Annotated in this window: 1 protein-coding gene and 1 pseudogene; both read left to right on the top strand. The window is 72.6% G+C overall.

Annotation, left to right across the window (positions count from 1 at the left end; all coding sequences use genetic code 11):
* Positions 1-190: 190 nt before the first annotated feature.
* A pseudogene (locus tag C1701_RS28250) lies at positions 191-1,138 on the top strand (acyltransferase domain-containing protein); the annotation flags it as partial.
* Positions 1,112-16,984, top strand: a complete 15,873-nt coding sequence (locus C1701_RS25775) for a type I polyketide synthase (protein ID WP_443098168.1) — start codon at positions 1,112-1,114, stop codon at positions 16,982-16,984. The pseudogene C1701_RS28250 and the gene C1701_RS25775, both read left to right, overlap by 27 nt.
* The last annotated feature ends 6 nt before the right edge of the window (positions 16,985-16,990 follow it).

Below are 16,990 nucleotides of genomic sequence, written 5' to 3'. Positions count from 1 at the left end.
GCAGCCCTCAGCATTCGAAGGCGGACAGGCATCGCTGTCGAGCTGGACGGGTCACTGGGCCGGCGGGGCGAGGTTGAGCGCGCGGAAAGCGGGCAGATCTCCGCAGCCCGTGCAGTGCAGGGCGACGCGCAGTGCCGGGGTGTGGGACCTGCCCGATGCCGCTCGGGTGGTGGCGGCACGGGGCCGGTTGATGCAGGCCCTACCCGAGGGTGGGGCGATGGTGGCGGTGGAGGCCACCGAGGACGAGGTCATCCCGTTGGTGGGGGCGGGGGTGTCGCTGGCGGCGGTGAACGGCCCGGCGGCGGTGGTGCTCTCCGGTGAGCGCTCGGCGGTGGCCGGGGTGGTGGACCGGTTGGGTGACCGTCGGGTGCGGTGGTTGCGGGTCAGTCACGCCTTCCACTCCGGGTTGATGGACCCGATGCTGGCGGAGTACCGGGCGGTGCTCTCCTCGGTGGTGTTCCGGGAGCCGGTGGTGCCGGTGGTGTCCACGGTGACCGGTGCACTGGCCGGGACTGGGTGGTGTGACCCGGAGTACTGGGTGCGGCAGGTCCGGGAGACCGTCCGGTTCGGTGCCGCCGTGGAGCGGACTCGGGAGTTGGGGGTGTCCCGGTTCCTGGAGTTGGGTCCGGACGGGGTGCTTTCGGCGATGGGGCAGGACTGTGCCCCCGACGGTGTGTTCGTTCCGGTGTTGCGCCGGGACCGCCCCGAACCGGGCACGGTGGTGGGGGCGTTGGCGCGGGTGTTCGTGCGGGGCACGGACGTGAACTGGGCCGCCCTGTACCCGGGGGCTCGGATGGCGGAGGTGCCGACGTACGCGTTCCAACGCCAGCGCTACTGGCCTGACGGCTCCGCCGCCTGGTCGGGTGACGTGTCAGCCGTGGGACTCCGGCCGGCGGAGCACCCCCTGCTCGGTGCGGCCGTGCGCGTCGCCCGGACCGACGAGTTCCTTTTCACCGGGCGGTTGTCCGAGGGTTCTCATCCGTGGTTGCGCGATCACGTGGTGTCGGGTTCGGTCCTGGTGCCGGGGACGGCGTTCGTGGAACTGGCGGTGCGGGCCGGCGAGCAGGTGGGGTGCGGCGTCGTCGACGAGCTGACGGTGGAGACGCCGTTGGTGCTACCCGAGCGGGGCGGTACCGCGGTGCAGGTGTCCGTCGCGGCGCCGGACGACGAGGGCCGACGGGCGTTCACCATCCACTCGGCCACGGCCGACGAGTGGGTGCCGCACGCGGCAGGCGTGCTCTCGGCGGGGGAGCCCGCCTCGGAGGACCTCACGGACTGGCCCCCCGCCGACGGCGTCGCCGTCGATGTCGCGGGCCTCTACGAACGCCTTGATGAGGTTGGTCTGTCCTACGGCCCGGTGTTCCGGGGCCTTCGGGCGGCCTGGCGCCGTGGCGAGGACGAGGTCCTCGTCGAGGTCGCCCTGCCCGACGGCGTACCCGTCGACGGGTACGGGGTGCACCCGGCGCTGCTGGACGCGGCCCTGCACGGGATCGCGCTCTTCGGTGACGAGACGGCGTCGTTGCCGTTCTCGTGGTCCGACGTGTCGGTGTTCGCTGTTGGTGCCACCGCCGCCCGGGTCCGGATCCTCCGGGAGGGGACCGGTTTCTCGCTGCTGATCGCTGACGGGTCAGGTCAGCCGGTGGCCGTGGTGGGCTCGTTGGCACTGCGCCCGGTCGCTCCCGTCACCGCCCACCGGGACGGGCTGTTCGGCGTGGACTGGGTTCCGGTCTCGGGGGCTGCCCTGACCGGGCCGCACGAGGTGCTCTGGTTGGAGCCCGGTGGCCAGGTCCGGGAACGCCTGGCCGAGGTCCTCGCCCTGGTGCAGGACACCGAGGACGAGCGGTCGTGGATCGTGGTGACCCGGGGTGCCACCGAGGGACGGGACCTGACCCAGGCCGCGGTGTGGGGACTGCTGCGGACCGCCCAGTCGGAACACCCCGGGCGGTTCGTCCTCGTCGACCTCGACGAGGACCGCACGGACCTGCCCGAACTCGTCGCCGGGGAACCCCAACTGGCCGTGCGGGACGGGCGCTTGGTGGCACCGAGGCTGGCTCGACTGGTTCCGGAACGGGCCGAACCACCGGTGGTGGATCCACGGGGCACGGTGCTGATCACCGGTGCCAGTGGTGCCCTGGGCACGGTCGTGGCCAGGCACCTGGTGGAACGGTACGGCGTGCGCCATCTGCTGTTGCTCAGCCGAGGTGGCTCCGGTGGTGCCGGGCTGGCCGAGTTCGACGTGGACGTGCGGGCGGTCGCGTGCGACGTGGCGGACCGCGAGGCGCTCGCTCGGGTGATCGCCGACAACACGGCGGAGCACCCCCTGGTGGGTGTCGTGCACGCGGCGGGAGTGCTCGATGACGGGGTGCTCTCGTCGTTGACCCCGGAGCGGTTCGATGCGGTGTTGCGTCCGAAGGTGGAGGGCGCGTGGAACCTGCATGAGGTGACCCGGGATCTGGACCTGGCGATGTTCGTGGTGTTCTCGTCGGTGGCCGGGGTGCTGGGTTCTCCTGGGCAGGGCAACTACGCGGCGGCGAACGCGTTCCTGGATGGCCTGGCCCAGTACCGGCGTGGCCTGGGTTTGGCGGGTCAGTCGTTGGCGTGGGGGCCGTGGGCCGAAGGTGGCATGGCCGACACCCTCTCCCACGTGGGAACCCGCCGCATCGCTGCCTCCGCGTTCCCTCCCATCACACCCGAGCACGGAGTCGAGCTCCTTGACCTCGCGTGGAGGACGGACCGCCCCCTCGTCGTGCCGACACGCCTAGACGTTCGCGCCCTGCGTGACGGGCCTCCGCCGCTCCTGAGGGGCCTGGTCCGGTCCCAACGTCGTCGAGCGGTCGGGTCGGCACCCCTCGACGAGCTGACGGGTCTCACCCCGGACGAGCAGCATGAGCGGCTGCTGGAGCTGGTGCGCTCGCGAGTCGCGGCGGTCCTGGGGCACACCTCCGGTGATGCCGTGCGCGTCGACCAAGCGTTCAACGAGATGGGCTTCGACTCGTTGACCGCGGTCGAGTTGCGGAACCAGTTGAACGCGGCGACTGGTCTCCGGTTGCCGGCGACGTTGGTGTTCGACTACCCGACGCCGGCGGTGCTGGCGGAGTTCCTCCTCGCCCAAGTGGTGGATTCGAAGCCGGCGGGGGTGGAGGTCACGCCGACGGTGTCGTCGGTGGACGAGCCGATCGCGATCGTGGGGATGTCCTGCCGTTACCCGGGTGGGGTGTCCACTCCGGACGAGCTGTGGAACCTGCTGGTCGAGGGGGGCGACGGAGTCACGGGGTTTCCGAGCGACCGAGGATGGGACATCACCGGTCTCGGCGGGTTCCTCCCGGACGCCGGGGACTTCGATGCCGCCTTCTTCGGGATCTCGCCGCGTGAGGCCTTGGCGATGGACCCGCAGCAGCGGCTGCTGCTGGAGGCCTCGTGGGAGGCATTCGAGAACGCGGGTGTCGATCCGGGTTCGCTGCGGGGCAGCAGGACCGGTGTGTTCGCCGGCGTCATGTACCACGACTACGCCACCGGGGCCGGCGCCGTACCGGATGACGTCGAGGCGTTCCTCGGACTGGGGAACACGGGCAGCGTGTTGTCCGGTCGGGTCGCTTACACGTTCGGGTTCGAAGGACCGGCCATGACGGTGGACACGGCGTGTTCCTCGTCGTTGGTGGCCCTGCACCTGGCTGCCCAGGCGTTGCGGTCCGGCGAGTGCTCGATGGCGCTGGCCGGGGGTGTGACCGTGATGGCGACGCCGGGGACGTTCGTGGAGTTCGAGCGTCAGGGCGGTCTCGCGGGTGACGGCCGGTGCAAGTCGTTCTCGGCCTCGGCGGACGGGACCGGGTGGTCCGAGGGTGTCGGTGTCCTGCTGGTGGAGAAGCTCTCGGATGCCCGCAGGCTGGGGCATCCGGTGTTGGCGGTGGTGCGGGGCACGGCGGTCAACCAGGACGGGGCGTCCAACGGGTTGACCGCGCCGAACGGTCCCTCGCAGCAGCGGGTGATCCGGCAGGCCCTGGCCAACGCCCGGGTGGCCCCGGAGCACGTTGACGTGGTGGAGGCGCACGGTACCGGGACGACGCTGGGTGATCCGATCGAGGCGCAGGCGTTGTTGGCGACGTATGGGCGGGATCGGGATCGGGCGTTGTTGTTGGGTTCGGTGAAGTCGAACCTGGGTCACACGCAGGCCGCCGCGGGGGTGGCGGGTGTGATCAAGATGGTGCAGGCGATGCGGCATGGGGTGGTGCCGGCGACGTTGCACGTGGATGAGCCCAGTCGTGAGGTGGATTGGGAATCGGGTGCGGTGGATCTGGTGCGGGAGCCGGTGTCCTGGCCGGAGACCGGTCGTGCCCGGCGGGCGGGGGTGTCCTCGTTCGGGATCAGTGGCACCAACGCCCATGTGATCATCGAAAGCCCCGACACGGTGGACATCGGTGCCGGTGAGGACACCGGTGCCGTGCGGGACTCCGCGAATGGTGGGGACCGGCCGAAGTCCGCCCCGGTGGTGGTGCCGTGGGTGGTGTCGGCCAAGTCCGAGCAGGCCCTGACCGCGCAGGTCGACAGGATCCGTGCCCACGTGGACACCACTGGTCTGGACCCGGTGGACGTGGGCTACTCCCTGACCAGGAGGTCGGTGTTCGACCACCGTGCGGTCGTCATCGGCGATGAGGTCGTCCAGGGCAGCGCCGCTGCCGGTCAGCTGGCGGTGTTGTTCACCGGTCAGGGCTCGCAACGCCCCGGTATGGGCCGGGAGTTGCACGAGGCGTTCCCGGTGTTCGCTGAGGCCTTCGACGCGGTGTGCGCCGAACTCGACCGGCACCTCGACCGCCCACTCCGCGACATCGTGTTCGACGGTGACGCGGAGGCCCTGGACCAGACCGTGTACGCCCAGGCGGGGTTGTTCGCCCTGCAGGTGGGCCAGTTCCGGTTGGTGGAGTCCTGGGGAGTGGTCCCGGACTACCTGCTGGGTCATTCCATCGGCGAGTTGGCCGCGGCGCATGTCGCCGGGGTGTGGGACCTGGCCGATGCCGCCCGGGTGGTGGCGGCGCGGGGCCGGTTGATGCAGGCCCTGCCCGAGGGTGGGGCGATGGTGGCGGTGGAGGCCACCGAGGACGAGATCCTCCCGTTGTTGGGGGAGGGGGTGTCCCTGGCGGCGGTGAACGGACCGGCGGCGGTGGTGCTCTCCGGAGACCAGACCGCCGTGGACGCCGTGGCCCAGGCGTGTGAGCGGGAGGGCCGCCGGGTGCGGCGGTTGCGGGTCAGCCACGCCTTCCATTCCGGGTTGATGGACCCGATGCTGGCGGAGTTCCGGGCGGTGCTCGCCTCGGTGGTGTTCCGGGAGCCGGTGCTGCCGGTGGTGTCCACGGTGACCGGTGCACTGGCCGGGACTGGGTGGTGTGACCCGGAGTACTGGGTGCGGCAGGTCCGGGAGACCGTCCGGTTCGCCGAGGGCATGGCCGCGTTGGGCGGGGTGGGGGTGTCCCGGTTCCTGGAGTTGGGTCCGGACGGGGTGCTCTCGGCGATGGGGCAGGAGTGTGTCCCGGACGGTGTGTTCGTCCCGGTGTTGCGCCGGGACCGCACCGAGCCGGACACGGTGGTGGGGGCGTTGGCGCGGGTGTTCGTCCACGGGACGTCGGTGGACTGGGCCGGCTATTACGCGGGGTGCGGGGCACGCCGGGTCCCGCTGCCCACCTACGCCTTCCAACACGAACGCTACTGGCCAGAGGGAGCACTGGCGTCCGGTGACTCCTCGCCGGTCGACGCGGAGTTCTGGGACGCCGTCGAACGTGGGGACGTCTCCGCGCTCGCCGGCACCCTCGGCGGTGCCGAGGACACCTGGAACACGGTTCTCCCCACCCTGAGCGCCTGGCGGCGTGGCCGTCGTGAGCGGTCCACCCTCGATTCCTGGCGATACCGGGTCGTCTGGCGCCCCGTTGAGATCATCCCCGCCCACCAGGCCGGCCGATGGCTGGTGGTCATCCCCGCCACCAGGGTGGACGACCCACTGGTCACCGCCATCAACGGCGCACACGACGACACGGTCCGGCTCGTCCTCAACGGCGATGGGCTCGACCGCGCGAGCGTCTCCGCCCTCCTGGCCGGGCACACCGACGTCACCCGGGTCGTGTCGCTGCTCGCGTTCGACGAGGACCCCGTACCCGGTTCCCCCGCGGTCCCGATCGGGCTCGCGGCGACGGTGACGCTCGTTCAGGCGCTCGGCGACGCCGGCATCACCGCACCCCTGTGGTGCGTGACCACCGGCGCGGTGAGCATCGGATCCACCGACCCCCTGCGCAGCCCGTGGCAGGAGGCCCTGTGGGGGCTCGGCCGTGTCGTCGGCCTCGAACACCCCGACAGGTGGGGTGGGCTCGTCGACGTGCCGGAGGAGCTCACCAGCCGCGTCGCGGCACGGCTCACCTCGGTGCTGTCACACGGTGCCGGCGACGAGGACCAGCTCGCGGTGCGGTCGAGGGGCGTGTTCGCCCGCCGGCTGGCCCGTGCCCCGTTGGGGGACACCCCACCCGAGCGGGAGTGGACACCGACGGGAACCGCCCTCATCACCGGCGGCACCGGCGCGATCGGCGGTCACCTGGCCCGCTGGCTGGCGGCCACCGACGTCGAGCACGTGGTGCTGACCAGCCGGCGTGGCATCGACGCGCCCGGCGCGGCCGCGTTGCGCGACGAGCTGACCTCGACCGGCACCCGGGTCACCATCGCCGCCTGCGACGTGGCCGACCCGGCGGCCCTGGCGTCACTGGTCAGCGAGGTACGCGACGCCGGGGACACGATCACCGCCGTGTTCCACACCGCCGGCATCGAGCGGGCCGAGGTGATCGGGAACCTCGATGTCGCCTCCGTCGACGAGGTGTTCGCCGCGAAGGTGCTCGGGGCGCGGAACCTGGACCGGCTGTTCGGGGATGCGGAGCTGGACGCGTTCGTGCTGTTCTCCTCGAACGCGGCCACCTGGGGCAGCGGCGGCCAGGCCGCCTACTCCGCCGCCAACGCCTACCTCGACGGCCTCGCCCAGGAGCGTGTGGAGCGCGGTCTCCCCGCCACCTCCGTCGCCTACGGGGTGTGGGACGGCGGCGGGTTGTCCGTCGGCGACGCCGGCGAGCAGCTTCGGCGCCGCGGGCTGCCCGCGATGGCTCCGGAACTCGCGATCGCCGCGCTGCGGGAGGCGGTCTCCCACGGCGAGACCTCCCTCGCCGTCACCGATGTGGACTGGGAACGGTTCGTTCCCGCCTTCACATCCGCCCGTCCTCGCCCGCTCATCGCTGACTTGCCCGACGTGCGGCGGATCCTCGCGGCGCTGGAGCGGGCCGGCGCCGAGGCCGACCAGGCCGGGGCCGAGCTGAGGGGCCGGCTGACCGGGCTGTCCGTGGCGGAGCGGGAACGGTCACTCCAGGCCCTGGTTCGCACGGAGGCCGCCGCCGTGCTCGGGCATGGCGGCACCCGGTCTGTGCCGCTGGACCGGCCCTTCCGGGAACTCGGGTTCGACTCGCTGACGGCGGTCGAACTGCGGACCAGGCTCACCCGTGCGACGGGTCTCCAGTTGCCAGCGACCCTGATCTTCGACCACCCCAACCCGGTCGATCTCGCCGCCCAGCTCCACGCCGAACTGTTCGGGGCGGCGGACACGGGCCAGGCGCTCGCCCAGCGGGACTCCGCCGACCAGGACGACCCGATCGCCATCGTCTCGATGAGCTGCCGGTACCCGGGAGGGGTCCGCTCGCCCGAGGAACTGTGGGACCTCGTCGTCGGTGGTGTCGACGGCATCTCCGCGTTCCCGACCGACCGGGGTTGGGAGGGGCCGGCCTTCGGTGGGAACGGAACCCTCACCGGGCACGGGGGGTTCCTGTACGATGCGGGCGACTTCGACCCGTCGGTGTTCGGGATCTCCCCGCGCGAGGCGCTCGGCATGGACCCGCAGCAACGGCTCCTCCTCGAACTCACCTGGGAGACGTTCGAACGGGCTGGTATGAACCCGGCGGGCACCCGAGGGGCCGACATCGGTGTCTTCGTCGGTGCCGCGCCGTCCGGGTACGGCACCGCGCCGCACCAGCTGCCCGACGACGCGCAGGGACACCTGCTGACCGGTACGGCGAGCAGCGTCATGTCGGGCCGGGTGGCCTACGTGTTCGGCCTGGAGGGGCCCGCCGTCACCGTCGACACCGCGTGCTCGTCCTCGCTGGTGGCACTGCACTGGGCGATCCGGTCCGTGCGCTCGGGCGAGTGCTCGATGGCCCTGGCCGGGGGGGTGACAGTGATGGCCACCCCAGGCACGTTCACCGAGTTCGGCAGGCAGGGGGGGCTCGCCGCCGACGGGCGCTGCAAGTCGTTCTCCGACGAGGCGGACGGCGCTGGTTGGTCCGAGGGGATCGGTCTGGTCCTGGTCGAGCGGTTGTCGGACGCCCGCCGGCACGGGCACGAGGTGCTGGCGTTGGTGCGGGGTTCCGCGGTCAACCAGGACGGGGCGTCCAACGGGTTGACGGCGCCGAACGGGCCGTCGCAGCGGAGGGTGATCCGGCAGGCCCTGGCCAACGCCGGCCTGTCCACCTCGGACGTCGACGTCGTCGAGGCGCACGGGACCGGAACGCGGCTCGGTGACCCCATCGAGGCCCAGGCCCTGCTCGCGACCTACGGCCAGGACCGGGACCGTCCCCTGTGGTTGGGGTCGGTCAAGTCCAACATCGGGCACACCCAGTCCGCGGCGGGCGTGGCCGGTGTGATCAAGATGGTGTTGGCCATGCGGCACGGGGTGCTGCCCAGGACCCTGCACGCCGACACCCCGACGTCCCACGTGGACTGGTCCGCCGGTGCGGTGTCCCTGCTGACCGAGAGCGTGGCGTGGCCGGAGACCGGCCAGGCCCGTCGTGCCGGTGTGTCCTCCTTCGGGATGAGCGGCACGAACGCGCACCTGATCCTCGAACAGCCGGAACCGGATCTCGGTCCGGTGGACGGGCGGGACGAGGCGCCGGCCGGGACCGCGGTGGCGTGGGTCCTGTCGGCCGCCTCGGAGCGGGCGCTGCGCGCCCAGGCCCGTCAACTGCTGCCCGCCGTCGGTGGACAGCGCGCCGTGGACGTGGGCTACTCGCTCGTGAGCGCGCGCGCCGCGCTCGGGCACCGCGCGGCGATCGTCGGGGAGGACCAAGCCGAGCTGGTCTCGGGACTGTCCGCCCTCGCGGAAGGACGGGCCTCGGCGCAGGTGGTCTCGGCGACCGCTGAGAGCGGCGAGGTCCGGCCGGTGTTCGTGTTCCCCGGGCAGGGTGCCCAGTGGGTCGGGATGGGCAGATCCCTGCTCACCGACTCACCGGCCTTCGCCGAGTCCATGACCCGCTGCGCCGAGGCCCTGGCCCCGTTCACCGACTTCGACCTGTTCGACGTCCTCGACGACCAGGACGCCCTGGACCGGGTCGAGATCGTCCAACCCGTGCTGTGGGCGGTGATGGTGTCCCTGGCCCAGCTGTGGCGCTCGGTCGGGGTGGAACCGGTCGCGGTCGTGGGCCATTCCCAGGGTGAGATCGCCGCGGCCGTGGTCGCCGGGGCCCTGTCGTTGTCGGACGGCGCCCGGGTGGTGGCCCTGCGCAGCAGGGCGTTGCGGGCGTTGGCCGGTGCCGGCGGGATGCTGTCGGTGGCCTGCTCGGCGGAGAGGGTGACGCCCTGGTTGGGGCGGGAGCTGTCGGTGGCGGCGATCAACGGTCCGGACTCGGTGGTGGTGTCGGGGACTCCGGAGGCGTTGGAGGCGTTGGTGTCGCGGTGTGAGGCCGAGGGGGTGCGGGCCCGGCGGGTGGCGGTGGACTACGCCTCACACTCGGCTCAAGTGGACCGGTTGGAGGCCGAGCTGGCTGAGGTGCTGGCGGCGGTGGAGCCGGGGGTGTGCGAGGTGCCGTTGTACTCGACGGTGACCGGGGGTGTGGTGGAGGGTTCGGCGTTGGACGCCGGGTACTGGTTCCGGAACCTGCGGTCGACGGTGGAGTTCGCGGGGGCGGTGTCCTCGGCGGTGGCGGACGGGCATGGGGTGTTCGTGGAGGTCAGTCCGCATCCGGTGTTGGTGGTGGGTGTGCAGGAGCACGAGGGTGTGGTGGCGGTGGAGACGTTGCGGCGGGGTGAGCGGGAGTCGGTGCGGTTCCTGCGGTCGGTGGCTCGGGCGCATGTGCACGGGGTGGGGGTGGACTGGTCGGCGGTGTTCTCCGGTGCCCGTGTGGTGGACCTGCCCACGTACGCCTTCCAACACCAACGCTTCTGGCCCGAGCCCATGTCCCTGCCCGAGGTGGCGCCCACCGAGGACTCCGACTTCTGGGAGGCGGTGGAACGCGCCGACACGGCCGCGCTGGTCGGCGCCCTCGACCTGGGAGGAGAGGCCTCGGCCGCGTGGGAGACCGTGCTCCCCGCCTTGGCGAACTGGCGACGGGAACGGGGCCGCCGGTCGGTCGTGGACTCCTGGCGCTACCGGGTCACGTGGAAACCGGTGGTGCCCGCCGGCGGGACGTCCCCGGTCCGGGCGCTGGTGCTGGTGCCCGCCTCCCTGGCCGGGGACCCGGTGGTGTCCTCGGTGGTGGCGGGGTTGCCACCGGCCGACACGGTGATCGTCGACGGCGCGGGTGACCGGGCGGATCTGGCGGAACGGTTCGCCGGCCACGCCGAGGTGGACGTGGTGGTGTCCCTGCTGGCCTGGGACGACGAACCGGTGGCGGAGTCGTCCGTGCCGGTGGGGTTGGCGGCGACGATGGTGGTGGCGCAGGCCCTGGAGGACGCCGCGGTGGAGGCGCCGTTGTGGGTCGTGACGCGGGGTGCGGTGGCGGTGGACACGTCGGAGGGCCTGCCGGGTGTGGCGCAGGCCGCGGTGTGGGGCCTGGGACGTGTGGTGGGTTTGGAGCACCCGAGGTCGTGGGGTGGCCTGGTGGACCTGCCGGCGGAACCCGGTGAGCGTGCCCTGGAGCGCCTGGTGGGTGTCCTGACCGGGGCCACCTCCCCGGAGGACCAGGTCGCGGTGCGCGACCGGGGGACCTTCGTCCGCCGCCTCGTTCGACACCCCGTTGGCCAGCGGGAACCGGTGCGGAAGTGGAACCCCCGCGGCACGGTGCTCGTCACCGGCGGCACCGGGTCGATCGGCGCGCACCTCACCCGGTGGCTCACCGAGCACGACGTCGACCACGTGGTCCTCGCCGGCCGGCGAGGACCTGACACGCCCGGCGTCACCGAGCTCCGCGAGGAACTCGCCGGGAACGGCACCCGCGTCACCCCCGTCACCTGCGACGTCACCGACCTCGCCTCGGTGGAGTCCCTGGTGCGGGAGCTCCGCGACAGCGGCGAAACCATCACCGCGGTGCTGCACGCCGCCGGCGTCAACCAGAACACACCGCTCGTCGACACCACCCTCGCCGAACTCGACCACGTCCTGCGCGCCAAGGTGCTCGGCGCGACGAACCTGGACCGGGTCTTCGGGGACGCGGAGCTGGACGCGTTCGTGCTGTTCTCCTCGAACGCCGCCACCTGGGGCAGCGGCGGCCAGGCCGCCTATTCGGCGGCGAACGCCCACCTCGACGCGCTCGCCGAGCGGCGCCGCGCGGCGGGCCGGCCCGCGACCTCGGTCGCCTGGGCCGGGTGGCGCGGCGACGGCATGTCCGGCGGTGAAGTGGGCACCCGGCTCGAACGGCGCGGTCTGCCCGCGATGGACCCGGACCTGGCCCTCATCGCGCTCCGCGAGGCGGTCGAGCACGACGAGACCTGCCTCGCCGTCGCCGACGTCGACTGGGAGCGGTTCGTCCCCGCGTTCACCCTTGCCCGGCCGCGCCCCCTGATCGAGGACATCCCGGAGGTGCGTCGTGTCCTGGCCGAGGGGGAGCGGGCCGAGGCGGAAGCGGGTGAGGGCGGTTCGGAACTCCGGCGTAAACTGCGCGACCTGCCCGCGGCCGAGCGCGAGCGGCTGCTGGTGGAGCTGGTGCGCGCCGAAGCGGCGGCCGTCCTGGGCCACCCGACGAGCGACGCCGTGCCCCCGAACCGAGCGTTGCGGGAACTGGGCTTCGACTCGCTCACGGCGGTCGACCTGCGCACCCGCCTCAGCGCCGCCACCGGGCTGAGGTTGCCGGCCACGATCGCGTTCGACCACCCGACGGCCACCGCGCTCGCCACCCGGCTCCACGGCGACCTGATGGGGGTCGAGCAGGACGCCCCGGTGCCGACACCACCCCTCATCGCCACCGACGATGACCCGATCGCGATCGTGGGCATGAGCTGTCGGTTCCCCGGTGGCGCGGCTTCGCCCGAGGAGCTGTGGACGCTGGTGTTCGACGGGGTGGACGCGGTTGGGGGCTTCCCGACGGAACGCGGCTGGGGCTCGGAGGTCTACCACGCCGACCGCGAACGGCAGGGCACCAGCTACACCAACCAGGGCGCGTTCCTCTACGACGCGGGTGACTTCGACCCGTCGCTGTTCGGGATCTCCCCGCGCGAGGCGCTCGGCATGGACCCGCAGCAACGGCTCCTGTTGGAGGCGACCTGGGAGGTCTTCGAGCGGGCCGGTATCGATCCGTCCACCATGCGAGGGACCCCCACGGGTGTCTTCACCGGTACCAACGGGCAGGACTACGCGACCGCGCTGATGCTCTCCCAGGACTCCGGAGCTGGCTTCGGCGTCACCAGCAACGCCGCGAGCGTGGTGTCCGGGCGGATCTCCTACACCTTCGGCCTGGAGGGCCCGGCGGTCACCGTGGACACCGGCTGTTCCTCGTCGCTCGTCGCGCTGCACCTCGCCATCCAGGCGCTGCGGCAGGGTGAGTGCACGATGGCCCTGGCCGGCGGTGTGACGGTCATGGCGACCCCGGCCGCGTTCATCGAGTTCAGCAGGCAACGCGGTCTCGCGGCCGACGGGCGCTGCAAGTCCTTCGCGGACGCGGCGGACGGCACCGCGTGGGGTGAGGGCGTCGGCATGCTGCTCGTCGAGCGGTTGTCGGACGCCCGCCGGCACGGGCACGAGGTGCTGGCGTTGGTGCGGGGTTCCGCGGTCAACCAGGACGGGGCGTCCAACGGGTTGACGGCGCCGAACGGGCCGTCACAGCGGAGGGTGATCCGGCAGGCCCTGGCCAACGCCGGCCTGTCCACCTCGGACGTCGACGTCGTCGAGGCGCACGGGACCGGAACGCGGCTCGGTGACCCCATCGAGGCCCAGGCCCTGCTGGAGACCTACGGCAGGGGACGTCCGCCGGAGCGGCCGCTGTGGCTGGGGTCCATCAAGTCCAACATCGGGCACACCCAGGCCGCCGCGGGTGTCGCGGGCATCATCAAGGTCGTCCAGGCCATGCGGCACGGGGTGCTGCCGAAGACCCTGCACGTCGACAGCCCCACGTCCCAGGTCGACTGGTCCACCGGAGCCGTGTCGCTGCTCACCGACCGGGTGGACTGGGCCGTGGACGGCAGGCCGAGGCGCGGCGCGGTCTCCTCCTTCGGGGTCAGCGGCACCAACGCGCACGTGGTGCTGGAGGAGGCGCCCGCCACCGGGACGGCACCCGCCGAGGTGGGGGCCGAACCTCCGGTGCGCGCCGACTCCGTCGCCTGGGTGTTGTCCGGGCGGACCGAGCGAGCGCTGCGCGCGCAGGCGGCCCGGCTGCGCACCTACCTCGCCGAACGTCCCGACGCGTCCACCGCCGACATCGGCCACTCGCTGGCCACCACCCGGGCGGCACTGGAGTACCGGGCCGCGGTCGTGGCCTCGGACCAGGACGAGTTCCGCGGCGCCCTGTCGGCGCTCGCGGAGGGCAGCCCTTCCGCCCAGGTCGTGACCGGGCTGGCCGAGAACGGGGACGTGCGGCCGGTGTTCGTGTTCCCCGGGCAGGGTGCCCAGTGGGTCGGGATGGGCAGATCCCTGCTCACCGACTCACCGGCCTTCGCCGAGTCCATGACCCGCTGCGCCGAGGCCCTGGCCCCGTTCACCGACTTCGACCTGTTCGACGTCCTCGACGACCAGGACGCCCTGGACCGGGTCGAGATCGTCCAACCCGTGCTGTGGGCGGTGATGGTGTCCCTGGCCCAGCTGTGGCGCTCGGTCGGGGTGGAACCGGTCGCGGTCGTGGGCCATTCCCAGGGTGAGATCGCCGCGGCCGTGGTCGCCGGGGCCCTGTCGTTGTCGGACGGCGCCCGGGTGGTGGCCCTGCGCAGCAGGGCGTTGCGGGCGTTGGCCGGTGCCGGCGGGATGCTGTCGGTGGCCTGCTCGGCGGAGAGGGTGACGCCCTGGTTGGGGCGGGAGCTGTCGGTGGCGGCGATCAACGGTCCGGACTCGGTGGTGGTGTCGGGGACTCCGGAGGCGTTGGAGGCGTTGGTGTCGCGGTGTGAGGCCGAGGGGGTGCGGGCCCGGCGGGTGGCGGTGGACTACGCCTCACACTCGGCTCAAGTGGACCGGTTGGAGGCCGAGCTGGCTGAGGTGCTGGCGGCGGTGGAGCCGGGGGTGTGCGAGGTGCCGTTGTACTCGACGGTGACCGGGGGTGTGGTGGAGGGTTCGGCGTTGGACGCCGGGTACTGGTTCCGGAACCTGCGGTCGACGGTGGAGTTCGCGGGGGCGGTGTCCTCGGCGGTGGCGGACGGGCATGGGGTGTTCGTGGAGGTCAGTCCGCATCCGGTGTTGGTGGTGGGTGTGCAGGAGCACGAGGGTGTGGTGGCGGTGGAGACGTTGCGGCGGGGTGAGCGGGAGTCGGTGCGGTTCCTGCGGTCGGTGGCTCGGGCGCATGTGCACGGGGTGGGGGTGGACTGGTCGGCGGTGTTCTCCGGTGCCCGTGTGGTGGACCTGCCCACGTACGCCTTCCAACACCAACGCTTCTGGCCGGAGGGCGACGGGCGGCGGGACGCCCAGGTGTCCGGCGCCGACTCCGACTTCTGGGAGGCGGTGGAACGCGCCGACACGGCCGCGCTCGTCGGCGCCCTCGACCTCGACGACGACGCGGAGGAGGCGCTCGGGGCCGTCCTCCCAGCGCTGTCCACCTGGCGTCGTCGCCGTGACACGCGGAGCGGGATGGACACCTGGCGGTACCGCGTCGAGTGGAAGCCGGTCACGATCGCGACCGCCGCCCCGTTGACCGGGGCCTGGGTGCTCGCGGTCCCCGCGGGCTTCGCGGACCAGGACCTCCTCGCCGCCTGCGCGACCACCCTGGCCGACCACGGCGCGACCCCCCGGGTGCTGTCGATCGACTCGAGCCGCGAGGATCCGCAGACCATCGCCGAGCGCCTGGAAGCCCTGCTCGACGACGGCCCCGAGGTGGCCGGCGTCCTGTCGCTGCTGTCGCTCGACGAGCAGCCGCACTCGATGCACACCCACCTGCCCGCCGGGCTGCTCGGCTGCCTGAACCTCGTGCAGGCCACGGTCGAGGCGGGCCTGGCCGCCCCCCTCTGGTTCGCCACCCGATCCGCCGTATCGATCTACGACGCCGACTTCCTCGCGAACCCGCAACAGGCCCAGACCTGGGGAATGGCCCGGGTGGCCGCACTGGAACTCCCCGAACGGTGGGGTGGCCTCGTGGACCTCCCCGAGGCGGTGGACCCGGCGGCGCTGGCACGACTCGCCGCCGTGGTCGCGCAGACCGGCGGCGAGGACCAGGTCGCGATCAGGAAGGGCGGCGTCTTCGCGAGCCGCCTGACCCCCGCCCCGCTCGGGGCGTCCAAACCAACGCGTGCGTGGAAACCGACCGGGACGGTCCTCGTCACCGGGGGCACGGGCGCGCTCGGAGGTCAGGTCGCCAGGTGGCTGGCCCGCAACGGCGCGGAGCACCTCGTGCTGGTGAGCCGCAGCGGCGGGGACGCCCCCGGGGTCGGCGACCTGGTCGACGAACTCACCGGACTGGGTAGCCGGGTCACCGTCGAGGCCTGTGACGTCGTCGACCGGGACAGCGTCGCCGACCTCGTCACCCGGCTCGACCGGGCGGGTGACCCGATCCGCGCCGTCATGCACACCGCCGGTCTCGGTGCCCTCGCACCCATCGCGAGCACCACGGTGCCCGAGTTCGGCTACGTCGCCACCGCCAAGGTCGCCGGCGCGCGGCACCTCGACGAACTCCTCGACCCGGAGCAGCTCGACGCGGTGGTGTACTTCTCCTCGATCGCGGCCGTCTGGGGTGTCGGCGACCACGGGGCCTACGCGGCCGCCAACGCCTACCTGGACGCACTCGCCAGGCAGCGCCGGTCGCAGGGCGTGCCCGTGCTGTCGGTGGCCTGGGGGCCGTGGGCGGCCGGCGGCATGGTTCGTGACGAGGAGACCGAGCAGCGGCTCCGCCGCCAGGGCGTCCCGCTGCTCGCACCGGAACAGGCCGTCCTCGCCCTCGGCCTGGCCCTGGACCACGACGACGCGCTGGTCGCGATCGCCGACGTCGAGTGGCCGCGCTTCGTCCCGATCTTCACCTCGGCGCGGTCGCGGCCGCTCATCGACGACATCCCGGAGGTGCGCCAGCTCGCCGAGGTCGACGCAGCGGAGGGCGTGGACGTGGCCGAGGCGCCCAGCGCGTTGCGGGCGGAACTGGCCGCGCTGCCCGACGGCGACCGCGAGCAGGTCGTGCTGAACCTCGTCCGGGCGCACGCCGCCGCCGTCCTCGACCACGCCTCGGCCGAGGAGATCGAGTCCGGCCGCGCGTTCCGCGAGGTCGGCTTCGACTCGGTCACGGCCGTCGAGCTGCGCAACCGGCTCAACGGCGCGACCGGGTTGAAGCTCCCCGCCACGCTCGTGTTCGACCACCCCACACCGACGGCGCTCGCCGCGTACCTCAAGGCGGAGGTCCTGCAGGAACAGGCGGCACCTGACCTGCCCGACACCGGCGAGTTCGACCGGCTGGAGGCCGCGCTCACCGAACGCGCACCCGACGACGTCGACCGCGTCCGGATCGTGATGCGGCTCGAGTCGCTGCTGTCCCGACTCGGAGCGACGCGTGGGCGGCCGGCGGCCGGTGCGGAGGTCGCGGAACAGCTCAGTTCCGCGACCAACGCCGAACTGTTCGACCTGATTGACAAGGACCTGGGGATCTCGTGACTCACC

It is taken from the genome of Actinoalloteichus sp. AHMU CJ021 (assembly GCF_002895405.1).
Taxonomy (GTDB): Bacteria; Actinomycetota; Actinomycetes; order Mycobacteriales; family Pseudonocardiaceae; genus Actinoalloteichus_B; species Actinoalloteichus_B caeruleus.
This window is presented reverse-complemented; position numbering and strand designations above follow the sequence as displayed.